This window comes from Cryobacterium sp. PAMC25264, from assembly GCF_019443325.1.
GTDB lineage: Bacteria > Actinomycetota > Actinomycetes > Actinomycetales > Microbacteriaceae > Cryobacterium.
Window position 1 is genome coordinate 3986648 of the sequence record NZ_CP080383.1, and the last position, 23602, is coordinate 4010249.

Here is a 23602-nt window from a genome sequence, read left to right on the forward strand (position 1 = left end):
GTCCAGCCAGGGCGGGCCGGCCCATCCGACGGGCACCCGGGAAACCGGGTGCCCGGTCCATCAGCAAACCAGGAGAGCGTAGTGGAGCATTCGATCATCCTCAGGATGAACAACATCGTGAAGGACTTCAATGGGGTGAAGGCCCTCGACGGCGTGTCCCTCGAGGTCACGAGGGGGCAGGTGCACGGCATCTGTGGGGAGAACGGCGCGGGCAAGTCCACGCTGATGAAGGTGCTCAGCGGCGTATACCCGGTCGGGAGCTTCGACGGGACCATCGAGTTCGAGGACCACGAGGTGGCTTACAAGTCAATCAACGACAGCGAACACGACGGCATCGTCATCATCCACCAGGAACTGGCGCTGAGCCCGTACCTGTCCATCGCCGAGAACATCTTCCTCGGCAACGAGAACGCCACCCGCGGGGTGATCGACTGGAACAAAACCAACCGTGAGGCCGCCCTGCTGCTGGCCCGGGTGGGCCTGGACGAGAACCCGGCCACCAAGATCCTCGAGCTCGGTGTGGGCAAGCAGCAGCTCGTGGAGATCGCTAAGGCGCTCTCCAAACGGGTCAAGCTGCTCATCCTCGACGAGCCCACCGCCGCCCTGAACGACGAAGACTCCACGCACCTGCTGGGCCTGATCGATCACCTGCGCACGCAGGGCATCACGTGCATCATCATTTCCCACAAGCTCAAGGAGATCAAACGCATCGCCGACACCGTCACGGTGATCCGGGACGGCAAGACCATCGAGACCATCCCGATGGACGGACCGGATGCGACCGAGGCGCACATCATCCGCGCCATGGTCGGCCGCGACCTCAATAACCTGTTCCCGCCGCGGGAACCCGCCATCGGCGCCGAGGTGCTGCGGGTGGAGAACTGGACCGTGCACCACCCGGTCGACGTGGCCCGCAAGGTCGTCGACGGCGCATCCTTCACCGTCAACGCCGGTGAGATCGTCGGGTTCGCCGGCCTCATGGGCGCCGGGCGCACCGAACTGGCGATGAGCCTGTTCGGCCACTCCTACGGCACCAACATCTCCGGCCAGGTCTTCAAGGACGGCACTGAGATCCACATGCGCACGGTGGGGGAGGCTATCGAGCACGGCTTCGCTTACGCCACCGAGGACCGTAAGCGCTACGGCCTCAACCTCATCGGCGACATCACCGTGAACGTGTCGGCTGCGGCCCTGGCCAAGCTCGCCAAGTACGGCGTGATCGACCGGCACCGCGAGTACAAGGTCGCCGACTCGTACCGCCAGAAGATGAACATCAAGGCGCCGTCGGTCGGATCGATCACCGGCAAGCTCTCCGGCGGAAACCAGCAGAAGGTGGTGCTGTCGAAGTGGATCTTCTCCGGCCCCGACGTGCTGATCCTCGATGAGCCCACCCGCGGCATCGACGTGGGCGCCAAGTACGAGATCTACGGCATCATCAACGAACTCGCGGCGCAGGGCAAGGCGGTCATCGTGATCTCCTCCGAGCTGCCCGAGCTGATCGGCATCTGCGATCGCATCTACGCGATCTCGGAAGGAAAACTCACCGGCGAGGTCGCCAAGGCCGACGCGTCGCAGGAAACCCTCATGCATTACATGACCGCAGGAAAGGACTGAGCGCGATGACCACCACCACGCCAGCGAGCAGCAAGGCGCCCACAGAACCACCCGTGAAGCGACGGATGCCCAAGCTCTCGATCAACCTTCGCCAGTACGGCATCGTCGCGGCCCTAGCCGTGATCGTCATCCTGTTCCAGATCCTCACCGACGGGCGCCTCCTGCTGCCCGGCAACGTGAACAACCTCATCCAGCAGAACGCCTACGTGCTGATCCTCGCGATCGGCATGGTCATCGTGATCATCGCCGGGCACATCGACCTCTCGGTCGGATCCGTCGTGGCCATGGTCGGCGCCGTCGCCGCGATCAGCATGAACAACTGGGGCCTGCCCTGGTGGGCCGCGGTCATCGTGTCGCTGCTGGTCGGCGCCCTGGTCGGCGCCTGGCAGGGCTACTGGGTGGCCTTCGTGGGCATCCCGGCGTTCATCGTCACCCTGGCGGGCATGCTCATCTTCCGCGGGCTCACCCTCGTGCTGCTCACCGGTGGCACCATCAGCGGCCTGCCGCCGGAGTTCACCGCGATCGGCGCCGGCTGGCTGCCGTCGTACCTGGGCGAACTGGGCGGGCGCGACGTGCTCACCCTGGCGCTGGGCATCCTCACCGCCGTGGCCCTGATCGTCTTCCAGCTGCGCACCCGGGCCACGCTGGCCCGGCTCGACCTGCCGCGCGAACCTGCCGCATCGATGTGGACCAAGAACGGCATCGCCGCGGTGGCGATCATCTGGTTCGCCTGGTTGCTCAGCGACTACAGCGGCACCCCGATCATCCTGATCGTGCTGGCCGCGCTCATCCTGATCTACAACTTCGTGCTCAACCGCACGGTGTTCGGCCGTCACGTCTACGCCATGGGTGGCAACCTCTTCGCCGCCGTGATGAGCGGTGTGAAGACCAAGTGGGTCAACTTCTACATCTTCGTCAACATGGGCGTGCTCGCGGGCCTGGCCGGAGTGGTCTCGACCGCCCGGGCCGGCGGCGCCGTCGCCTCGGCCGGACAGAACTACGAGCTCGACGCCATCGCGGCCGTCTTCATCGGCGGCGCGGCAGTGCAGGGCGGCGTGGGCACCGTGGTCGGCGCCGTGGTCGGTGGCCTGGTGATGGGCGTGCTCAACATGGGCCTGTCCATCCTCTCGGTGGATGCCGCCTGGCAGATGACGATCAAGGGGCTGGTGCTGCTGCTGGCCGTGGCGTTTGATATCTTCAACAAGCGGCGCGCTGGGGGACGATAGTACTGAACCCGTCGGGAGTGCCTGTCGACGCAGCCACCCGGCAGGCTTCCACCCGAGAGGACAGTGACCCACCCGTGACCTATGCGCCACCCACCCTCGGCACGCGGGGTGGCACCAGCAACGACCAGCTCCGGCGGTACAACCTGTCGATGGTGATGACGATGTTGCACCACGCCGGCGGATGCTCACGGGCCGAGCTGACCCGCCGCACCGGGCTGAACCGTTCCACGATCGCGGCCCTCGTGGCCGAGCTCGTGGAGCTGGGCATGGCGTTCGAGGTGGAACCCGAGAGCGTGGTGGGCCGGGTGGGCCGGCCGAGCCCGCAGGTGGTGCCGAACCCGGGGCTGGCCGCGATCGCGGTCAACCCCGACATCGACGCCATCACGGTGGGGCTGGTGGGGCTCGGCGGCGAGGTGATCCGGCGCATCCGGTTCGACACCACCCGAGTGCCCACGGTGGCCGAGGCCATCAACGCCGTCAAGGCCATCGTCGACGGCATGCGCGGCGAGATCGATCAGAGCTACAGCATCGCCGGCGTGGGGGTGGCGGTGCCGGCGCTGGTGAACTCGGCCGACGGCCGGGTGCTGATCGCCCCGCACCTGGGCTGGCGGGACGCCAACCTGGCCCGCGACCTGGCTCGGGTGCTGGACTACCCGGTCTTCGCCGGCAACGACGCGAGCCTCGGCGCCATCGCCGAAAGCATGTTCGGCGCGGCCCGCGGCATCAACGACCTCGTCTACCTCAACGGCAGCGCCAGCGGCATCGGCGGCGGCCTCATCATCGGCGGCTCGCCGCTACGCGGCACGAGCGGCTACGCGGGGGAGCTCGGCCACACCCTGGTGAACAGTCAGGGGGTGCGCTGCCACTGCGGCCGCATCGGCTGCCTGGAGACCGAGGTGAGCATGGGCCGGCTGCTCGCGGTGCTGGGGCTGCCCCGCGCCGACCAGGACGAACTCGACATCGCCCTCGGCGTCTCCCGCGACCCGGCCGTGCTGGCCGAGGTGCGCCGGCAGATCGAGCTGCTCTCCGAGGCCATCTCCAACTTCGTGAACATGTTCGACCCCGAGATGGTCGTGCTCGGCGGGTTCCTCGGCTCCCTGCTCTCGGTGGGCCGCGAGCAGCTCACGGCGGCCATGATCGTGCGCTCGATGAGCAGCATCGGCCACACCGTCGCCATCGAACGCGCCAGCCTGGGCTCGCGCCTGATGATGGTGGGCGCCGCAGAGCTGGCGTTCGCCGGCCTGCTCGACGACCCCGCCGGCTTCGTGCGCGGCCGCGCCGGCCGCCGCTGACCCCGTCACGTCGGTCGAGGCCCCCGGTGACCCGGATCCTGCCTCGGCGGTCGAGCTTGTCGAGAGCTGGTGACGTGGGTGGGTCGGCTCGCGGGGTCTCGACAGGCTGGATCGACGAACGGGTCGCGGTGCGTCGACGAGTTCCGCCGGAGCCGCTGGCGCCCCTGATCGGGCATTTGTAGACAATCACCACAAATTACTTGCGGAACCGTGGATGCGTGTCGTAGGCTCCTAGAGCAGCAGTCGAAACGTTTAGCCGAACGGCCGCTGAATGGGTGCACCACCGCATCCCACCGCGCTTGAACCGATACGACGATGGAGTCCCGATGGCCAACATTCACGACGTTGCCCGCGTCGCCGGGGTGTCCATCAGCACGGTCTCCTACGCCCTGAGCGGCAAGCGCTCCATCGCCGCCTCCACCAAGCAGCGCATCGACGAGGCCGTTCTCGAGCTCGACTACCGGGCCAACGCCGGTGCGCGGATGCTCAAGGGCGCGCGCACCAACATCCTCGCGTTGAGTGCCCCGCTGCACGCCGGAACCCACGCTCCGGCGCACATGACCTTCGTGCTCTCGGTGGTCACGGCCGCCCGCAAGTACGACTACGACGTGCTGCTGCTCACCCAGGACGAAGCCACCAGCGGCCTCCGCCGGGTGGTGCGCAGCTCCCTGGTGGATGGCATCGTGCTGCTGGACGTCTCCACCGCCGATCCCCGCACCGACCTGGTTCGCGAGCTCGGCCTGCCGGCCACGGTGATCGGCATCCCCACCGACACCGACGGCCTCACCTGCGTCGACCTCGACTTCGAGCAGGCTGCCGTGATGGCCGTGCGTCGGCTGGTCGACCTCGGCCACCGCGAGATCGGCCTGATCGGCCAGGCCCCGCTGATCTACGAGCGCGGATCGAACTTCCCGCCGCGTTTCCGCGACGCCTTCCTGGCCGAGGCCGCCCGCCTCGGCGTCACCACGGCCTTCACCCCCGCTGCCGAGGAATCGGCCGGGGTGCGCGCCGCGCTGGACGGCCTCACCGCGTCGCTGCCCGGCATGACCGGCCTGGTGCTGCACTGCAACGAACCCGTGCAGTCCATGGTGCTCGACCTGCTCACCCAGCGCGGCATCAGCGTGCCGAACGACCTGTCGGTCGTCTCGGCCTGCTCCAGCTTCTCCACCGACCATCTCAATCCGCCCCTCGACGTGATCCCCCTGCCTGCTGACCAGTCCTGCACTCGCGCAATCGAGCTCACGATGGCCCAGCTGAGCGGGAACGCCGAGCCGCACGTCGAGTTCATCGAACCGACGTACGTCGAGCTAGGCTCGACGACCGCCCGCCGCCGCCACTAGGACCCGGAAAGGAAGTTTTTTCGCGGGCCAACTATCGAAACGTTTCGAAAGTTGCCCGCCGCCCAACGTTCCACCGCACCGTGCTCCACCGCACCACAGCCCCATCACCCCGTGCATCATCACCCGTGCATCACTACAAGGAAGTAGAACAGTGAAGAAAACCAAGAGAAGCCTCGCCGGCATTGCCGTGCTGGGCGTCAGCGCCCTCCTCCTCTCCGGCTGCTCGGCCGGCGGATCCGGTGGGGGCGACGAGAACACCCTCAAGCTCTGGCACTTCGAGAGCGACACCAGCGCCATGGGCATCGCCTGGGACGAAGCCATCAAGGTCTTCGAGGAAGAGACCGGCGCCACGGTCGAATTCGAGGAGAAGAGCTTCGAACAGATCCGCTCCACGGCCAGCCAGGTGCTCAACTCCGACCAGGCGCCCGACATCCTCGAGTACAACAAGGGCAACGCCACCGCCGGCCTGCTTGCGAGCCAGGGCCTGTTGACCGACCTCGACGACGCCTACGCCGAATACGGCTGGGACGACGCGCTCGCCCCGTCACTGCAGACCACCGCCCGGTATGACGAAGACGGCATCATGGGCTCCGGCGCGTTCTACGGGGTGCCCAACTACGGCGAGTTCGTGGAGATGTACTACAACAAGGACATGTTCGCGGCTGCCGGCCTCGAGGTGCCCACCACGGTCGCCGAACTCGAGAGCGTCATGAAGGCGTTCACCGACCAGGGCATCACCCCGCTGGCCGAGTCGGCCGCGGAATACCCGCTTGGCCAGCTCTGGTACCAGCTCGCGCTGACCAAGGCCGACCGCAGCTTCGTCGACGACTACCAGCTCTACACCGGCGACGTCGACTGGAGCGGCCCCGAGCTGAGCTACGCGACCGAGACCATCAAGGACTGGACCGACGCCGGCTACATCTCCACCGACGCCAGCGGCTTCAAGGCAGAGGATGCCGGCACCGCGTTCATCAACGGCACCTACCCGATCTTCTTCTCGGGTTCGTGGTGGCACAACCGGTTCACCACCGAGGCCACCGGCTTCGACTGGGGCACGTTCCTCTTCCCCGAGGCCGAAATGTCGCCCGGCTCCGCCGGCAACATGTGGGTTATCCCGGAGAAGGCCAAGAACAAGGACCTCGCCACCCAGTTCATCGACATCACGATGCGCCCGGAGATCCAGGCCCTCATCGGCAACAACGGCGGTATCCCCGTCGCGGCGAACACCGCAGACATCACCGACCCGAAGAGCCAGGAACTGATCGGCAACTTCAACGCGCTGACCGAGAAGGACGGCATCGCGTTCTACCCCGACTGGCCCACCGCCACCTTCTACGACCAGCTGAACGCCGGCCTGCAGGAGCTCATCAACGGCACCAAGTCGCCGGCTGACGTCAACGAACAGCTCGGCGGTCAGTACCAGTCTGGCGTCGACGACATCGTCGGCTAACACTCCACCGAGCCCGGCTCGACCGGTACCACCCCCCCCGGTACCACCCCGCAGTACCCGGCCGGGGGCCTCACGGCCCCCGGCCACCACTGACAGACAGAGACAGAAGAGAAGGAAAGCGCATGACGACAGCATCCGTGCTCCATGCACCCGGCGATGCATCCGGCGATGCTCCGTCGACAGGCAACCGCCCTGTCCGGCAGAGCCTCATCCCGGGAAGCAACCCCCAGAAATTCTGGATCTATCTCATTCCGGGACTGGCGCTGCTCACGCTGATCATCGTGATCCCGCTGGTGTGGAACGTGTACCTCACCTTCACCGACTACCGCGGCATCAAACCGCCGGAATGGGTGGGCCTGAAGAACTGGGCCAAGCTCGCCGGCGACACCACCTTCTGGACCTCGTTCGGCAACTCGATCGCCATGATCGTAGCCATGGTCGTCGTGCCCACCCTGCTCGGCCTGGTGCTTGCCGCCATGCTCTTCGACCTGATCGGCAAGAAGTTCGGCGGCAAGATCGCCAGCTTCCTGCGCGCCACCTACTACCTTCCGCAGATCCTGCCCGGCGTCGTCGCCGCGATCGTGATCGGCTGGATCCTGCGCCCGCAGAACGGCGCCCTCAACCAGGTGCTCGAGGGTGTGGGCCTGGGCGGCCTCACCCACAACTGGCTCGGCAGTCCCGACACCGCTCTGCCCAGCATCATGGTCATCATGATCTGGGTGCAGCTGGGCTACCCGATCGTCATCTTCATGGCCGCCCTGCAGCGGGTCGACCCCGAGCTCTATGAGGCGGCGGAACTCGACGGCGCCAACTGGATCCAACGATTCCGCGCCATCACGGTCAGCATCATCCGCCCCGAGATCTTCGTGGTCACCCTCACCTGCACGATCGCGGCACTCAAGGTCTTCGGCCCGATCTACACCCTCACCGGCGGCGGGCCCGGAACCTCCACCATCGTGCCCGCGTACTACGCGTACAGCGAGTTCTTCCAGTCCCAGCAGGTGGGCTACGGCGCGACCATCGCGACCGCCCTCACCATCGTCATCGCCGCCGTCTCGGTCGTCTTCCTCCTCGCCCAGACCCGACTCGAGCGTAAAGAAGAGGAACGCTAATGTCACACTCCACCATCCTCGAGGACGCCGTTCCGGCCAGTGGCACTGTCGTGCGATCCGTGCGTCCCCCGGCCAAGCGGAAGAACCGCAGCAGCACCACCCGCAAGACCCTCGGCGACTGGATGATCCTGCTCGTCGCCATCCTGATCGGCCTGCTCATCGCCGTGCCGTTCTTCCTGATCCTGATCAACTCGTTCAAGTCGCCGGCCGACTACAACGCCGCGGGCCCCCTCACCCTGCCCACCAATCTCTACTTCGACGGCATGGTCAACTTCTGGGAGCGGGTGAACTTTCCGGAGAAGCTCTGGAACAGCTTCTTCATCTCCAGCATCGTGGCCATCCTCGCCGTGGTGATCTCGCTGCTGAACGCGTTCGCGCTGGGCATCGGGCGGGTGCGTGGCCGCACCTGGATCGTGCTGTTGATCCTGCTCGCCAACATGCTGCCGCAGGAAGTGCTGCTCTACCCGCTCTACTTCATGTTCAAGTCGGTGGGCCTCTACGACAACCAGTGGGCCGTCATCATCATCTTCGTGGTGATCCAGAGCGCCTTCGGCACCTACCTGCTGGCCAGCGTGCTGGGCACGTTCCCCAAGGAGATCCTCGAGGCCGCGTCGCTCGACGGCGCGAGCCGCTGGACGATCCTTTACCGGGTGGTCTACCCGATCACCAAGCCCACCCTGAGCGTTCTGGTGATCTTCTTCTTCATCTGGACCTGGAACGAGTTCCTCATCCCGCTGACCTTCCTGGTCAGCAACGCCAGCCAGACCGTGCCCGTTTCCATCGCGGTGCTGCAGGGTGACCGGCTCATGGACGTCACCACCACGAGCGCGTCGGCCCTGCTGGGCCTGCTGCCCACCCTGATCTTCTTCCTCATCTTCCAACGCACCCTCACCAGAGGCATCACCGCAGGAGCAGTCAAGTAGTCATGAAATTCACCGACGGTTTTTGGCACACCCGCCCCGGCGTCACCGCGCTGTACGCGCAGGAGGCGTACGACATCGAGCAGGTCGGCTCCGCCCTGCGGGTGTCGGCGCCGACCAAGACGATCGAACGCCGCGGCGACGTGCTCAACCGGGCCCTGCTCACGGTGACGCTGTCCTCGCCGTTGGAGGGCATCATCCGGGTGCGGGTCGAACAGCACACCGGCGGCACGGCCAACCCGGGTTTCGACCTGGTCGGCGCCGAGCCGGATGCCGGCACGATCGTGATCGACGAGACCGGCGGCACCCTCACGGCCGGTGCGCTCACCGCCCGGATCGAACAGGGCAGCCCGTGGAACCTCTCCTTCGAGGCCGACGGACGCACCCTCACCTCGAGCGGACACAAGTCGATCGGGCACATGGACCTCGCCCCGCACGCGCCGATCGCCGCCGAACCGGCCGGAGTGGCCGGGGTCACGACCACGGGCCTGGCACCGGCCTGCGCCTACACGCACGCGCAGCTCTCGCTCGGCGTGGGCGAACTCGTGTACGGGCTCGGCGAGCGTTTCGGCCCGCTGACCAAGAACGGCCAGACCGTCGACATCTGGAACGCCGACGGCGGCACCTCCAGCGAGCAGTCCTACAAGAACGTGCCGTTCTACCTCACCAACCGCGGCTACGGCGTGCTCGTCAACCATCCCGAGCACGTCTCCTTCGAGCTGGGCACCGAGGCCGTGGAGCGCGTGCAGTTCTCCGTCGCCGGACCGGCCATCGAATACCTGGTGATCTACGGTCCGACCCCCAAGGACGTGCTCGAGCGCTACACCCGGCTCACCGGCCGCCCCGCCAAGGTGCCGGCCTGGTCGTACGGCCTCTGGCTGTCGACCTCGTTCACCACCCAGTACGACGAAGCCACCGTCAACAGCTTCATCGACGGCATGGCCGAGCGCGACCTGCCGCTGTCCGTCTTCCACTTCGACTGCTTCTGGATGCGCGAATTCAACTGGACCGACTTCGAATGGGACCCGCGGGTGTTCCCCGACCCCGAGGGCATGCTCGCCCGGCTGCACGAGAAGAACTTGCACGTGAGCGCCTGGATCAATCCGTACATCGCCCAGCGGGCCGGCATCTTCGCCGAGGCCGCCGAGGCCGGCTACCTGGTGAAGAAGGCCAACGGCGCAATCTGGCAGTGGGACCTCTGGCAGGCCGGCATGGCCCTGGTCGACTTCACCAACCCGGCGGCCACCCGCTGGTTCCAGGACAAGCTGCGCGGCCTCTTCGCTCAGGGGGTCGACGCCATCAAGACCGACTTCGGCGAACGCATCCCCACGGATGTGGTCTGGCACGACGGCTCCTCGCCCGACGTGATGCACAACTGGTACACCCAGCTCTACAACAAGGCCGTCTTCGAGGTGCTCCAGGAGCACCGCGGCGAGGGCGATGCCGTGCTCTTCGCCCGGTCGGCCACTGTGGGCGGGCAGATGCAGCCCGTGCACTGGGGCGGAGACAACTCCTCGTCGTTCGAGTCGATGGCCGAGACCTTGCGCGGCGGGCTCTCGCTGGCCTTCAGCGGCTTCGGTTACTGGAGCCACGACATCGGCGGCTTCGAAGGCATGCCGGATGCCGCCGTGTTCAAGCGCTGGCTGGCCTTCGGTCTGCTCTCCAGCCACTCCCGGCTGCACGGCTCCACCAGCTACCGGGTGCCGTGGCTCTTCGACGACGGCACGGAGGAACCCGGCCAGAGCGCCGTGGACGTGACCCGGTTCTTCACCAAGCTCAAGCTCGCCCTGATGCCCTACCTCTATCGGGTGGGCCTGGAGGCGCACGCCACCGGCACGCCGTTCATGCGGCCCATGCAACTCGAATTCCCCGACGACCCCGCCGTGGACTATCTCGACAAGCAGTACCTGCTCGGCGGCGACCTGCTGGTGGCACCGGTGTTCAGCGCCACGGGTGACGTGCAGTACTACCTGCCCGCCGGCACCTGGACCAACTACCTGACCGACGAAGTCGTCACCGGCCCTCTCTGGCGCCGGGAGACCCACGCCTTCGACAGCATCCCGCTGTGGGTGCGCGAAGGCGCCGTGCTCGTCACCGGATCCCGCGACGACCGGCCCGACTACGACTACACCGACGAGCCCCTCATCACCGTTTATCCGGGCGGCGACGGAGCGGACCGGGTTGTGTTCATCGACAACCCGCTGGACGGCAGCCACCGCACTGTCCACATCAGCACCGAACTCGACCAGACTGTCCTTACCGGCGATTCGGCGGTGCCGTTCCGCGCCCGCCTGGCCGGTGGCACTACCGTGGTCGCTACCGACCGAAAGGCACTTCTCCGATGACCAGCACCACCGCCCCCTCCGCGTCCGCGGGCAACCCCGACTACCGCGACTCCGGGCTCGTGTTCCCCGAGTCGTTCCTGTTCGGTTCCGCCACCGCCAGCTACCAGATCGAGGGCGCCTTCGACGAGGACGGTCGCGGGCCCTCCATCTGGGACACCTTCAGCCACACCCCCGGCAAGGTCTGGAACGGTGACACGGGCGATGTCGCCGCCGACCACTACCACCGGCTCGAGGAGGACCTCGACCTGATGACATCGCTGGGCCTGGCCGCGTACCGTTTCTCGATCGCCTGGTCGCGCATCCAGCCCACCGGCCGCGGCCCGGCCAACCAGGCCGGACTCGACTTCTACGGGCGTCTGATCGACGGCCTGATCGCCCGCGGCATCCGCCCGATCGTCACCATGTACCACTGGGACCTGCCGCAGGCGCTCGAGGATGAGGGCGGCTGGACCAACCGGGCCACGGCCTACGCGTTCGCGGACTACGCGCGGATTCTTGGGCTCGCCTTCGGCGACCGGGTCGACACCTGGACCACGCTGAACGAGCCCTGGTGCTCCGCCTACCTGGGCTACGGCTCCGGCGCGCACGCGCCCGGCCGCACCGACGGCGCCGAGGCGCTCACCGCCGTGCACCACCTCAACCTGGCCCACGGCCTGGCGATTCAGGCGTTGAAGCCCGTGGTGACCAACGACCCCGACTTCTCGATCACGCTCAACTTGCACGTCATCCGCGGCGAGGGCGAGACCGGGCCCGAGGCCGTGCGCCAGATCGACGCGCTGGCCAACCGGGTGTTCCTCGGCCCGCTGCTGACCGGCGAGTACCCGGCGGATGTCTTCGAAGACACCGCGGGCATCACCGACTGGGCGTTCGTCCTGCCCGGCGACACCGAGATCATCCACCAGCCGCTGGACGTACTCGGGTGAACTACTACTCCACCACCCTGGTGCGCATGTGGGACGGAGTCTCGCCCCGCGAGAACTCCGACGGACACAAGGACGTCGGCGCATCACCGTGGCCCGGCGCCGACCAGGTCGAGTTCCTCGCCCAGCCCGGCCCGTATACCGAGATGGGCTGGAACATCGAACCGTCCGGCCTCGAGGACCTGCTCGTGGCGTTGCACGAGGAGTTCCCGAACCAGCCGCTGATGGTCACCGAGAACGGTGCCGCATTCGCGGATGAGGTTGTGCCGACCGAGGACGGCCCCCGCGTGCACGACGTGGAGCGCACCGACTACCTGCGCCGGCACTTCACCGCCGCGCACCGGGCGATGGCCCGCGGCGTGGACCTGCGCGGCTACCAGGTGTGGTCGCTGATGGACAACTTCGAGTGGGGCTACGGCTACTCCAAGCGGTTCGGCATCATCCACGTGGACTACGACACCCTGGTGCGCACCCCCAAGGACAGCGCGCACTGGTACGCCGCCCTGGTCGCCACCCACACCCTCCCCGCCTAACCCCCTCCCGTTCCGCGAACTGTGAGTTAAGCCCCAAAAATCCCCGGATTTTGGGGCTTTTCTCACAGTTCGCGGGAGGGTCAGCGGGGGTCTTGCCAGGAGTGGGCGGGGGAGAAGCCCAGGAGGCGGCGGGCCTTGTCGATGCCGAGCAGTGTCTCGGTCCCGGTGACCTCGCGGGTGAGCTGCACATCCGGGAACACCTCGGAGGCCAGCTCGGCGCTCGGCCGCCGCATCACGGTGTCGGCGGCGGCGATGATGAAGCGCTCGAAGCCGGGCGGAGCGGTCTGCAGGGCCTTGAGCACCGCCTGCGCGCCGTCGCGGCCGTCGATGTAGCCCCAGAGGTTCCACTTGCGCAGCGTCGCATCCGCCTGGAACGCCTCGAAACCGTCGTAGTCCTCCGGGTCCATCACGTTGGAGAAGCGCAGCGCCGTGATCGAAAGCGTCGGGTCCCAGCGCACCAGCTCAATGGCCATCTGCTCCTCGAGGTGCTTCACCAGTGAGTAGGTGCTCTCCGGGCGGGCCGGGTACTCCTCGTCGACCGGGATATAGGGCGGGTCGGTGTCGAACGGCAGACCGAGCACGGTCTCGCTCGACGCGTAGACGATGCGACGGATGCCCGCACGGCGGGCCGCCTGGAACACGTTGTAGCTGGAGAGCATGTTGTTGTGGAAGGTGGCGACGTCGGGAGCCAGTCCCGGTGCGGGGATCGCGCCGAGATGCACGACGGCGTCGAAGCCGTCGATCTGGTCGTTGACGCCCGTGAACGCGTCGGCCACCTGACCGTAATCGGTCAGGTCGATGCGCACGAAGCCCGGTCCGCGACTGCCGGCCAGGTCGAAGTTGATCACCTGGTGGCCCTCGGCCCTGAGCCGGGCGAGGACGGTCTTGCCGAGTTTGCCGCTGCCGCCGGTGAGGGCGATTCTCATGCTGGGGGATTCCATGGACATCCTTGTCGTCGATCGGGTGTGCCGGAAGCGGCCCTGGCTGAGCCAGGTTGCGCTCCCGGGTTTCTCCGCTTAATTGTGCCCGTGTCGAAAAGGACTCCGGGCCATTTGTGGCGATGTGCAACGTATCACGCCGCCCCGGGAGTTCTGCCGGGTATTCTGAGGTCCACGGCGAAGGACGCCCGGCGCGCGGGGGAGCACCCTGCCGCAGCCAGTCGGTCGCCCGCGGGCATCGACTGGGAACCAGTCAGACGGAGGAAGCGTGCAGGGCAGCAGCCATGACGACGTGCGCCGGCACAACCTGTCGGTGGTGCTGCGACTCGTGCACCGCAGCGGCGCCGCCTCCCGGTCTCAGCTCACCAAGGTGACGGGGCTGAACCGTTCCACCATCGCCGCCCTCGTGTCCGAACTGGCCGAGCGCGGACTGGTCGTCGAGAGCGAGCCGAGCGCGACCAACCAGGTCGGCCGGCCCAGCCCCATCGTGAGCGTGAGCGAGCGGGTCGTGGCGCTCGCCGTGAACCCCGAGATCGACGCCGTGACGATCGGTATCGTGGGCCTGGACGGCCAGGTGCACCGCCGGGTGCGCTACCCCACCGACCAGTCACCGAGCGTGCTCGAGGCCGTCAACATCGCCGCCGCCGTGATCGACGGAATGCGCGGCGAACTGGACGCCAAGTTCACCGTCGTGGGCGTCGGTGTGGCCGTGCCTGGACTCGTGCGCGCGCACGACGGCCTGGTGCGGCACGCGCCGCACCTCGGCTGGGTCGACGAGCCGCTGGCCGAGATGCTCGAGGCGGCCACCGGCTACCCGGTGCTGGCCGCCAACGACGCCAGCCTTGGTGCCATGGCCGAGCGCTTCTTCGGGGCCGGCAAGGGCATCACCGACCTCATCTACCTCAACGGCGGCGCCAGCGGTATCGGCGGCGGCATGATCGTGGGCGGGGCACCCGCAGGAGGCATCGCCGGCTACGCGGGCGAGTTCGGCCACACCCGGGTCAGCGACAGTGACCGGGTCGACTCGGCGGGCATCCGCGGCACCCTCGAGGCCGAGGTGACCCGGCGCGAGCTGCTCGAGGTGCTCGACCTGGCCGGGGCGGATGCCGACGAGCTCGAGCAGGCGCTGCTGGCCTCCACGTCGCCGGCCGTGCGCGCGGAGGTAAACCGCCAGATCGACCACCTCGCGGTGGCGCTGGCCGGGGCCATCAATATCCTGAACCCCCAGGTGGTGGTGCTCGGCGGTTTCCTCGCGGCGCTGCTGGCGGTGGATGCCGAACGGTTGCGTTCGGCCGTTGCCGCGCTGTCGCTCGGGGCCGCGTTCGGCAGCGTGCGGCTCAGTGCCGCCGAACTGGGCTCGAACCTGCTCATGATCGGTGCCGCCGAACTGGCCTTCGAGGGCCTGCTCGACGACCCGGCCGCATTGCCCACCGGGGTGGCCGGCCCGTCAGTCTGACGCCCGCCGCGCCCCGGTTACGGCCCGCGACCCGGCTCCTGGGCGGCAAGTTGCAGGAATTCACGCATCCGCGCAATCTTTGCCCGGATGCCCCGGCGGGGGAATAGAACCGGGTCCGGAACGCTTTTCGCAATTGGGCCCGCGCGCCCACCCCTCCCCACCGTACGATTCCGACCGAGGACTCTTTCACGTGACTACCGCCGTCATCCCCGTCATCACCGATGCACAGTTGCACTCGACCGCCCGGCACCCGGGTGACGCGCTCTCCCGGGGACAGCGCATCGTCTACATCATCATCCTGGGCGCGCTGACCGCACTCGGCCCGTTCACGATCGACCTGTACCTGCCGGCGTTCCCCATCCTGGAAAGCGAACTCGGGGTCTCCGCCGCAGCTATCCAGCTCACCCTCACCGGAACCATGATCGGCTTCGGCTTCGGCCAGCTCATCGTCGGACCGTGGAGCGACAAGATCGGCCGCCGGCTTCCGTTGCTGCTGGCCACCGGGTTCCACGTGCTGGCGTGTGTCGGTGCGGCGTTGTCCAGCGACATCGTCACGCTCGGGATCTTCCGGGTGCTGCAGGGCTTCGGCGCCGCGGCCGGTGCCGTCGTGGCCATGGCCATGGTGCGCGACCTGTTCGGCGGCAAGCCGCTGGTGAAGATGCTCTCCCGCCTCGCCCTGGTCAGCGGCCTCGCGCCCGTGCTCGCGCCGGTGATCGGCTCGCAGCTGCTGCTCGTGATGCCCTGGCGCGGCATCTTCTGGGTGCTCGCCGGTTACGGCATCGTCGTCATGGTCGCCGTCGCCATCTGGATCGTGGAAACCCTGCCCAAGGAGCGCCGCACGGTTCCCGGCCACTCCAGCCTCGGCCAGCGCTACCGCGCGGTGCTGGGCGACCGCACCTTCGTGGGCGTCGCCATCATCGGCGCCATGACCTTCACCGGGCTGTTCTCCTACCTCTCCTCGTCGCCGTTCCTGTTCCAGCAGGTCTACGACTTCAGCGCCCAGCAGTACGGCGTGCTCTTCGCGATCAACTCCCTCGGCATTGTCGTGGGGGTGCAGACCAGCTCCCGGCTGATGCACCGCTACAACGTGGGCCCGCAGAACATCCTGATCGGCGCCACGGCCGTGCTGGTGCTCACCTCGGCCGCCATCTTCACTCTCGATCTGCTGGGCGCCGGCCTGTGGGGCACGCTCATCCCGCTCTGGTTCTTCATCGCCGGCTGTGGATTCACCTTCCCCACCGTGCAGGTCATCGCCCTCAACTCACACGGCAGCGAGGCCGGCACCGCCGCCTCGCTCTTGGGCGCGGCCAACTTCGGCATCGCCGGCCTGATCTCCCCGGTCGTGGGCCTGCTCGGCGTGGGAACCGCCGTTCCGATGGCCTCGGTGATGGGCGTGTGCGCGATCATCTCCGTGCTCAGCCTCTGGCTCATCGTGCGCCCGCGCACAGTGGCCGCGCTCGGCCACTGACCCGGTGAACACACCGGCGCGGCCGGGGCGGCGCCGGACCGGGCGATTCTCGTCACCTCTGCGACGCCCCGGTATGGAAGAATCTCGAACGTGACATCCACTCAGCCCGACGACTCGACCATCCGCGAGAGTTCGTCGGTCGACGTGCTCACCCGCAACGGAGTAACGGTGTTGGGCGACCCGGCCGGGCAGCCCGTGGTCTTCGGACCCGGCTACGGCACCAGCCAGAACATGTGGCGCCTGGTGGCGCCGCAATTCGCCGACGAACTCCGCGTGGTGCGCTTCGACCACGTCGGCTCGGGCGACTCCGACGTCTCGGCCTACGACCGGCGCAAATACGATTCGCTGCGCGGCTACGCGGCCGACCTGCTCGAGATCCTGCGCGCTCTCGATCTGCACGATGTGGTTTTCGTGGGCCACTCGGTGAGCGCCATGATCGGTGCCCTCGCCGCCGTGGAGGAGCCGGAGCGCTTCGCCCGGCTGATCATGCTCGGTCCGTCTCCGCGCTACCTCAACGACGAGGGCTACCTGGGCGGCTTCGAACGCGCAGACGTCGACGCCCTCCTCGACGCCCTCGAGGTCAACCATGTGAGCTGGGCCGCCGAGATGGCGCCGACGCTGATGAAGAACGCCGACCGCCCCGAGCTGGCCGCCGAGCTGGCCGAGAGCATCGCCCGCACCAACACCATGGTCGCGCAGCACTTCGCCCGGGTCACCTTCCTCTCGGACTGGCGGCGCTTGCTCAAGAACATCACGACACCCACGCTGATCTTGCAGTCCTCCGACGACCTCATCGCCCCGCTCGAGGTGGGCGCGTACCTGCACAAGCACATTTCCGGCAGCGAACTCGTGGTGCTCAACGCCGCCGGGCACTACGCCCACCTGTCCGATCCCGGCGAGATCGAACGCCAGATCCGGCGCTTTCTGTGACGGATGCGGGCGGCACGACGGACCACATCACCCGCGCCCTCTTTCACCATGCGCCGGCCGGCCTGTTCGCCATGACGGCGGACGGGGTCATCCGTTCGGCCAACGACACGTTCTGCGAGTGGACCGGCTACCCCCGGGAGGACGTGGTGGGCCGGTACTTCCTGGCCCTGCTCTCCCGCGGCAGCAAGCTCATCTTCGAGACCCGGTACATGCCGCTGCTGCAGACGCAGAGCCGGTTGAACGAGATGATGCTCACCCTCACCACCAGCGCCGGCGGCACCCGCGACGTGCTGGTCAGCTCGGTGCTGGACGACTCCGGCACCGAGCCGCTGGTCTACGCCGCGGTCTTCGCCGCCGGGATCCGGCTCAAGTACGAGCGCGACCTGTTGGACGCCCGGCGCACGGCCGAGACCGCCGTGGCCCGGGTGCGCATCCTGCAGGCCGCCGCGGCCGGCCTGGCACCCGCATCAACCCTCGCCGCGTTCGGTTCGGCCTTGCGGGTCTCGGCCGAGATGGCCACGGATGCCGCGCACGTCTCGGTGATCGTCATCGGCCCCGGCGGCACCCTGGAGCTGGTCTCCGGGGCCCGGCCGCTCGAGAAAACCGTCGCGCTGGCCGACCTGCTGCCCGTGGGCGCGGCGTTGGCCTCCGGCCTGCCGGTGCTGTGCCGGAGCGCCGCCGACATCGCGGAGAGCTTTCCGGGGCTGGCGGCCTCGCTCGATGCGGAGGGCGTCGAGTCGCTCTGCGTCGTGCCCATCATCGACAACGGCACCGTCAGCGGAGCCATCGCCTGCTGGTTCCAGCGGCAGCGGGTGCTCGACGAGAACCTGCTCGACCTGCTCGGAGCGCTCGCCACGCAGGCGGCGCCGGTGCTCGAACGCATCCACCTCCAGCACCAGATGGAGCACCAGTCCCTGCACGATTCGCTCACCGGCCTGCCGAACCGGCGAGCGCTGCAGAACCGGCTGCGGCGGCTGCTCGGCGACGCGGAGCGCCACGGGCGAGCGGTCGTGGTGCTGTTCCTCGACCTCGACGGTTTCAAGGCGATCAACGACGACTTCGGCCACGAGGCCGGTGACCAGGTGCTGCAGCAGGTCGCGCTGCGGCTGCGACGGGTTCTGCGAGAGGATGACACTCCGAGCCGGTTCGGCGGTGACGAGTTCGTGATCGCGTCGGACCGCATCGACCAGACGAGCGCCCTCGAGGTCGCCCAGCGCATCCGCCAGGCTGTGCGGGAACCGCTCGACGGGCTCGCGCAGGGCCAACGTGTCTCGGCCAGCATCGGCATCAGCGTGTACACCCCGGGCAGCACCACCCCGCTGACCCCGGACGACCTGATCGCCCTCGCCGACGAGGCCATGCTCACCTCTAAGCGGGCCGGCAAGGGCCGCGACACGCTGCTCACCGCCTGAACGGGTGCTGTCGGGTTCCGCGGGTCCAAGCCTGTTCCTATCCGCGCCGATCTAGCATGGGCTGATGGACCCCTCCCGATCAGACGAGACTGAGCCCACCAGACCCGATTCGCCCACCCCGGCCACAGCGGAAGCCGCGGCGGATGCACCGTCGCGCCGCATCGCCCGCCGCTGGCCGCTGATCAGCGGGGCGATCGCGGTCCTCTTCGCCTTCCTGCTCGGCGCCCTGATCCTCACGCGAGGCAGCGGGCGCCCGATTGAGGCCGATCTGGAGTGGATGGAAGAGATCCTCGAGCACCGGTCGCCGGTCTGGGAGGTCCCGGCACTGGTGATGAACTTCCTCGGCGCCGGTATCGCCGGGGTGGTCGTGATCCCGATCGCGATCGTCGTGACCTTGTTCGTGCTGAGGCGCCCGTGGGCGGCGCTGTACTTCGTGCTCGCCACCGTCGCCAGTGCCGGCCTGGTGCAGCTGCTGAAGACCCTGTTCGGTCGCGCCCGCCCCGAAGACATGCTGGTCACCTCCGACTTCGGGTCGTTCCCATCCGGCCATGTGGCGAACGCGGCAACCATGGCGGTGCTGCTGGGCATCATCTTCCCCCGGCTGTGGGTCTGGATCGCCGGCGCGGTGTACACGGTGGCGATGATGGTCAGCCGCACCTACCTCGGCGCGCACTGGCTCACCGACACCATCGGTGGCCTGCTGCTCGGTGTGGGTGTGGCCGTGGTCTTGTGGGCGCCGCTGGCGGCCAAGCTCGACGGTGAGAACACCCTCGCCAGACGCCGGGCGGTGTCGAAGGCCGCCGAAACCGCAAAACGAGGATGACAGCGCACGGATGTCGGCTTCGGGGCTGACATTCGCGGCGGCCGCGCGCTAGCGTCGGGTCATGAGAATTCTCCTCGTAGGTGCTGGTGGCGTCGGTGACGCCTTTGCGAAGATCGTTGCCCGCCGTTCGTTTTTCGAGCAGGTGGTGGTGAGTGACTACGACCTGAGCCGGGCGGAGCGCACCATCGAGGCGATCAAGGCCCGGCACGGCGCCGAGACCGCCGACCGGTTCACGGCGGCGCAGATCGACGCATCCGACCCGGAGGTGGTGGCCCGGGTGGCGCGCGAGCACGGTGCCAGCCACGTGATGAACGCCGTGGAGCCCAAGTTCGTGCAGAGCATCTTCGCGGGAGCGCTCGCCGCGGGCGCCGACTACCTCGACATGGCGATGAGCCTGAGCGAACCGCATCCGACCGACCCGCACTCGAAGACCGGCATCAAGCTCGGCGACGACCAGTTCGAGCAGGCGCCCGATTGGGAGACCAGCGGAAGCCTGGCTCTCGTGGGGATGGGTGTGGAGCCCGGGCTCTCCGACGTGTTCGCCCGGTACGCCGCCGACCACCTGTTCAGTGAGATCGACGAGCTGGGCACAAGGGACGGCGCCAACCTGGTCGTGCGCGACGAGGCCGGCAACGAGATCTTCGCGCCGTCGTTCAGTATTTGGACCACCATCGAGGAGTGCCTGAATCCGCCGGTGATCTTCGAGAAGGATCGCGGCTGGTTCACGACGCCGCCGTTCAGCGAGCCGGAAGTGTTCGACTTCCCCGAGGGCATCGGCCCGGTGGAGTGCGTGAACGTGGAACACGAAGAGGTGCTGCTGATGCCGCGCTGGCTGGACGCGAAGCGGGTCACCTTCAAGTACGGCCTCGGCGAGGAGTTCATCGGGGTGCTGAAGACCCTGCACCTGCTCGGCCTGGACAGCACCAACCCGGTGAAGGTGCGCACCGCGGACGGCCCGGCGATGGTTGCGCCGCGGGATGTGGTGGCCGCGAGCCTGCCCGACCCGGCCACGATCGGGCCGCGCATGACGGGCAAGACCTGTGCGGGCGTGTGGGTGACCGGCACCGGCACGGATGGGGCGCCCCGCGAGGTCTACCTGTATCACGTGAGTGACAACGAGTGGACGATGGCCGAGTACGACGCCCAGTGTGTGGTCTGGCAGACCGCCCTCAACCCCGCGATCGCCCTGGAGCTGCTCGCCACCGGCGTGTGGACCGGCACCGGGGTGCTCGGCCCGGAGGCCTTCGACGCCAAACCCTACCTCGACCTGATGGCCGCCCCCGAGCCCGCCGGCTACGGCCAGCCCTGGGGCCTTCAGGAGCGCACCCCCGCTGCCCGACCCTCCTAGGTCGTCTCGCGGGGTCTCGACAGGCTCGACCAGCGTGTCGATCGCGCCCCGCACGTCGGTCGAGCCTGTCGAGACCGGGTGGGCCGGCCTCGGGTTCGCGCCCCCACGGTGGTCGAGCTTGTCGAGACCGGGTGGGCCGGTCTCGCGATCGCGCCCCCACGGTGGTCGAGCTTGTCGAGACCGGCTGACGTGCGGGTGTGTCGGAGCGGCGCGCGTTCGTTGGTCGTCTCGCGTGGTCTTGACCGGCTCGACCGCTGAGCACGACTGGCACGCACAGCCCGCTCCCTAGCCGCTTCGATAGAGTCGCCCCATGCATGACTACGACGACTACGACGGCCGCCCAGTGGGATTCATGGGCAAGCTCCGCGGGATTAAGGGACTCACCTGGATCCTGATCCTGTCGTTGGTCGCTATCACCGTCGGAGCCACGACCCTGCTGTTTCTTTTCCAGAGCTAGGAGCCGCGCCGGAATCGTCGCGCCGGGACCGCGCCGCCGGGCGGCGCCGCACCCGGACCCGGTAGCCTGATCGCGGGGGTGCACGGCCTCCGTCGGCCTGCGCCGACTCACCAGAGCCGACGAAAGAGGCCCCATGCTGACCCCCACCGCGGCCATCGCATCCGTTTTTCGCAAGTACGCCGACTTCAGCGGGCGGGCATCCCGCAGCGAGTACTGGTGGTTCGCCCTGCTGCTCTGGGTGGTACTCGGAGGGCTCCAGCTGCTGCAGCTGATCCCGACCGGAACAACGAGCTACGGTTACACCTCGTACAACTTCTCGATCGTCACGATGATCGTGGCCCCGCTCTTCGCGATCGGCGTGCTGCTGCCCAGCCTCGCGGTGCTCGTGCGCCGGCTGCACGACGCGAACTTCTCCGGCTGGTTCGTCTTCCTGGCCCTCATCCCGGGCGTGGGCGCGATCATCCTGCTCGTCTTCACGCTGCTGCCGAGCAACCCCGCGGGCACCCGGTTCGATGTCACCCGGCTGCCGAAGGCGCCCGGACTGTCGTTCCAGGGATCCAACCTGGGCTGAAGGCTTCGCAACCCGGGCCCGGATGCGCCATGATCGCGATACGGCGATCGACATGGGAAGCGGTGCGGGCATGATCAACGGGGACGTCTCCTTCTGGTGGAACCAGGTCGGCCGCCCCGCTCCGCGCCCGGCGCTGCCCGGTTCCACCCGCGCCGACGTCTGCATCGTGGGCGCCGGCTACACCGGCCTGTGGGCCGCCTACTACCTTAAGAAGGCGGCGCCCCAGCTGCGCGTGGTCATCCTCGAGCAGCGGTTCGCCGGCTACGGCGCCTCCGGGCGCAACGGCGGCTGGCTCACCAACTCGGTCACCGGCGGGCGCGACCAGTACGTCCGCAGCCACGGCCGAGACGCCGCCAGCGCCTTCCAGCTGGCCATGAACGACACCGTCGACGAGGTCATCCGGGTCGCCGCGCTCGAGGGCATCGACGCCGACATCGTCAAGGGTGGCGAGTTCACCGTCGCCTACGACCGGCCGCAGCAGCGCCGGCTCGAGGAAGCGGTGCGGGGCGAGCAGGCCTGGCCGCACACGGATGTGGAGCTGCTGAGGGCCGCCGACGCCACCGCGCAGATCAACGTGGTCGGCTCGACCGGGGCGATGTGGCACCCGCACTGCGCGCGCATCCAGCCGGCCAAGCTCGTGGCCGGGCTTGCCCGGGCGGTGCTGGCGCTCGGCGTGGAGATCTACGACGACACCCGGGTGACCGAGATCACCCCGCACGCCGCCCGCACCGCGCGCGGCACGGTGGAGGCCGAGTTCATCGTGCGCGCCACCGAGGGATTCACCGCGGGCCTGGCGGGCCTGCACCGGGCCTGGCTGCCGATGAACTCGTCGCTGATCGTCACCGAACCGCTCGGCGCCGACGCATGGGCCGGCATCGGCTGGGCCAATCGCGCCACCCTGGGCGACATGGCGCACGCCTACATGTACGCGCAGCGCACCGCCGATGACCGCATCGCCATCGGCGGCCGCGGGGTGCCGTACCGGTTCGGGTCGCAGACCGACTCCGACGGGCACACTCCAGCGAGCACTGTCGAGGCGCTCCGCAACATCCTGCACCGGTTCTTTCCGGGCACGACGGATACCGCCATCGCGCACGCCTGGAGCGGCGTGCTGGGCGTGCCCCGCGACTGGGCCGCAACCGTGGGCCTCGACCGGCGAACCGGGCTCGCCTGGGCCGGCGGGTACGTGGGCACCGGGGTGGCCACCACCAACCTGGCCGGCCGCACCCTGACCGACCTGATCCTCGGCCGGGCGAGCCTGCTCACTGAACTGCCCTGGGTGAACCACCGGGTGCGCAACTGGGAGCCGGAACCGCTGCGCTGGCTGGCCGTGACCGCCCTGTACCAGGCGTACACCCGCGCCGACCGCGCCGAGCTCACCCGGCGCGAGCGCACCTCGCCGCTGGCGACCCTCGCCGACCGCGTCTCGGGTCGAGGCCACTAGAAG

Annotated in this window: 18 protein-coding genes and 1 pseudogene; 18 read left to right on the forward strand and 1 reads right to left on the reverse strand. The window is 68.2% G+C overall.

What is annotated here, in order from left to right:
* Positions 1 to 105: 105 nt before the first annotated feature.
* The 9 genes and pseudogenes from mmsA (at position 106) to KY500_RS18755 (ending at position 12752) form a co-directional block, all read left to right on the forward strand.
* The gene (gene mmsA / locus KY500_RS18715) at positions 106 to 1614 is read left to right on the forward strand and encodes a multiple monosaccharide ABC transporter ATP-binding protein (protein ID WP_219903539.1); all 1509 of its coding nucleotides are present in this window, start codon (positions 106 to 108) and stop codon (positions 1612 to 1614) included.
* A gap of 5 nt (positions 1615 to 1619) precedes the next feature.
* Complete coding sequence (mmsB, locus tag KY500_RS18720) at positions 1620 to 2840, forward strand: multiple monosaccharide ABC transporter permease (protein WP_066592521.1); 1221 nt, start codon at positions 1620 to 1622, stop codon at positions 2838 to 2840.
* A gap of 17 nt (positions 2841 to 2857) precedes the next feature.
* Positions 2858 to 4132, forward strand: a complete 1275-nt coding sequence (locus KY500_RS18725) for an ROK family transcriptional regulator (RefSeq protein ID WP_255579581.1) — start codon at positions 2858 to 2860, stop codon at positions 4130 to 4132.
* Positions 4133 to 4458: 326 nt separating this feature from the next.
* On the forward strand, positions 4459 to 5472 hold the full coding sequence (locus KY500_RS18730) for a LacI family DNA-binding transcriptional regulator (RefSeq protein ID WP_219901790.1): 1014 nt from the start codon (positions 4459 to 4461) through the stop codon (positions 5470 to 5472).
* Positions 5473 to 5623: 151 nt separating this feature from the next.
* Positions 5624 to 6922, forward strand: coding sequence for an ABC transporter substrate-binding protein (locus tag KY500_RS18735; protein ID WP_219901791.1), 1299 nt, complete (start codon positions 5624 to 5626; stop codon positions 6920 to 6922).
* A gap of 122 nt (positions 6923 to 7044) precedes the next feature.
* A complete protein-coding gene (locus KY500_RS18740; RefSeq protein ID WP_219901792.1) occupies positions 7045 to 8034 on the forward strand; it encodes a carbohydrate ABC transporter permease in 990 nt (329 codons plus the stop codon).
* Positions 8034 to 8957 carry a carbohydrate ABC transporter permease gene (locus KY500_RS18745; protein ID WP_219901793.1) on the forward strand — a complete coding sequence of 308 codons (924 nt, stop codon included), beginning with the start codon at positions 8034 to 8036 and terminating at the stop codon, positions 8955 to 8957. The genes KY500_RS18740 and KY500_RS18745 overlap by 1 nt, the downstream gene beginning before the upstream one ends.
* A 2-nt stretch (positions 8958 to 8959) precedes the next feature.
* On the forward strand, positions 8960 to 11299 hold the full coding sequence (gene yicI, locus KY500_RS18750; protein WP_219901794.1) for an alpha-xylosidase: 2340 nt from the start codon (positions 8960 to 8962) through the stop codon (positions 11297 to 11299).
* Positions 11296 to 12752, forward strand: a pseudogene (locus KY500_RS18755) (GH1 family beta-glucosidase). The gene yicI and the pseudogene KY500_RS18755 overlap by 4 nt, the downstream one beginning before the upstream one ends.
* A gap of 80 nt (positions 12753 to 12832) precedes the next feature.
* On the opposite strand, the gene KY500_RS18760 reads toward KY500_RS18755, so the two are convergent.
* Positions 12833 to 13678, reverse strand: coding sequence for an NAD(P)-dependent oxidoreductase (locus KY500_RS18760; RefSeq protein WP_219903541.1), 846 nt, complete (start codon positions 13676 to 13678; stop codon positions 12833 to 12835).
* Positions 13679 to 13958: 280 nt separating this feature from the next.
* Between KY500_RS18760 and KY500_RS18765 the strand changes: the two genes are divergently transcribed.
* The 9 genes from KY500_RS18765 (at position 13959) to KY500_RS18805 (ending at position 23599) form a co-directional block, all read left to right on the forward strand.
* A complete protein-coding gene (locus tag KY500_RS18765) occupies positions 13959 to 15146 on the forward strand; it encodes an ROK family transcriptional regulator (protein ID WP_219901795.1) in 1188 nt (395 codons plus the stop codon).
* 190 nt (positions 15147 to 15336) lie between these two features.
* On the forward strand, positions 15337 to 16614 hold the full coding sequence (locus KY500_RS18770; protein WP_255579584.1) for a multidrug effflux MFS transporter: 1278 nt from the start codon (positions 15337 to 15339) through the stop codon (positions 16612 to 16614).
* A 90-nt stretch (positions 16615 to 16704) separates the two neighbouring features.
* Positions 16705 to 17544, forward strand: coding sequence for an alpha/beta fold hydrolase (locus tag KY500_RS18775; protein ID WP_255579586.1), 840 nt, complete (start codon positions 16705 to 16707; stop codon positions 17542 to 17544).
* Positions 17541 to 18956 (forward strand): diguanylate cyclase domain-containing protein, encoded by a 1416-nt coding sequence (locus tag KY500_RS18780; RefSeq protein ID WP_219901796.1) that lies wholly within the window; start codon positions 17541 to 17543, stop codon positions 18954 to 18956. The genes KY500_RS18775 and KY500_RS18780 overlap by 4 nt, the downstream gene beginning before the upstream one ends.
* Positions 18957 to 19020: 64 nt before the next feature.
* Positions 19021 to 19779 carry a phosphatase PAP2 family protein gene (locus tag KY500_RS18785; RefSeq protein WP_255579587.1) on the forward strand — a complete coding sequence of 253 codons (759 nt, stop codon included), beginning with the start codon at positions 19021 to 19023 and terminating at the stop codon, positions 19777 to 19779.
* A gap of 61 nt (positions 19780 to 19840) precedes the next feature.
* Positions 19841 to 21127, forward strand: coding sequence for a saccharopine dehydrogenase family protein (locus KY500_RS18790; protein WP_219901797.1), 1287 nt, complete (start codon positions 19841 to 19843; stop codon positions 21125 to 21127).
* A gap of 310 nt (positions 21128 to 21437) precedes the next feature.
* A complete protein-coding gene (locus KY500_RS18795) occupies positions 21438 to 21584 on the forward strand; it encodes a hypothetical protein (RefSeq protein WP_219901798.1) in 147 nt (48 codons plus the stop codon).
* A 133-nt stretch (positions 21585 to 21717) separates the two neighbouring features.
* On the forward strand, positions 21718 to 22155 hold the full coding sequence (locus KY500_RS18800; protein WP_219901799.1) for a DUF805 domain-containing protein: 438 nt from the start codon (positions 21718 to 21720) through the stop codon (positions 22153 to 22155).
* Positions 22156 to 22225: 70 nt separating this feature from the next.
* A complete protein-coding gene (locus KY500_RS18805) occupies positions 22226 to 23599 on the forward strand; it encodes an FAD-binding oxidoreductase (RefSeq protein WP_219903545.1) in 1374 nt (457 codons plus the stop codon).
* Positions 23600 to 23602: the final 3 nt, after the last annotated feature.

Coding starts and splice junctions, on each gene's coding strand:
- mmsA (WP_219903539.1), top strand. CDS start 106: ATGAACAACATCGTGAAGGACTTCAATGGGGTGAAGGCCCTCGACGGC.
- mmsB (WP_066592521.1), top strand. CDS start 1,620: ATGACCACCACCACGCCAGCGAGCAGCAAGGCGCCCACAGAACCACCC.
- KY500_RS18730 (WP_219901790.1), top strand. CDS start 4,459: ATGGCCAACATTCACGACGTTGCCCGCGTCGCCGGGGTGTCCATCAGC.
- KY500_RS18740 (WP_219901792.1), top strand. CDS start 7,045: ATGACGACAGCATCCGTGCTCCATGCACCCGGCGATGCATCCGGCGAT.
- KY500_RS18745 (WP_219901793.1), top strand. CDS start 8,034: ATGTCACACTCCACCATCCTCGAGGACGCCGTTCCGGCCAGTGGCACT.
- yicI (WP_219901794.1), top strand. CDS start 8,960: ATGAAATTCACCGACGGTTTTTGGCACACCCGCCCCGGCGTCACCGCG.
- KY500_RS18760 (WP_219903541.1), bottom strand. CDS start 13,678: ATGAGAATCGCCCTCACCGGCGGCAGCGGCAAACTCGGCAAGACCGTC.
- KY500_RS18785 (WP_255579587.1), top strand. CDS start 19,021: ATGGACCCCTCCCGATCAGACGAGACTGAGCCCACCAGACCCGATTCG.
- KY500_RS18790 (WP_219901797.1), top strand. CDS start 19,841: ATGAGAATTCTCCTCGTAGGTGCTGGTGGCGTCGGTGACGCCTTTGCG.
- KY500_RS18795 (WP_219901798.1), top strand. CDS start 21,438: ATGCATGACTACGACGACTACGACGGCCGCCCAGTGGGATTCATGGGC.
- KY500_RS18800 (WP_219901799.1), top strand. CDS start 21,718: ATGCTGACCCCCACCGCGGCCATCGCATCCGTTTTTCGCAAGTACGCC.
- KY500_RS18805 (WP_219903545.1), top strand. CDS start 22,226: ATGATCAACGGGGACGTCTCCTTCTGGTGGAACCAGGTCGGCCGCCCC.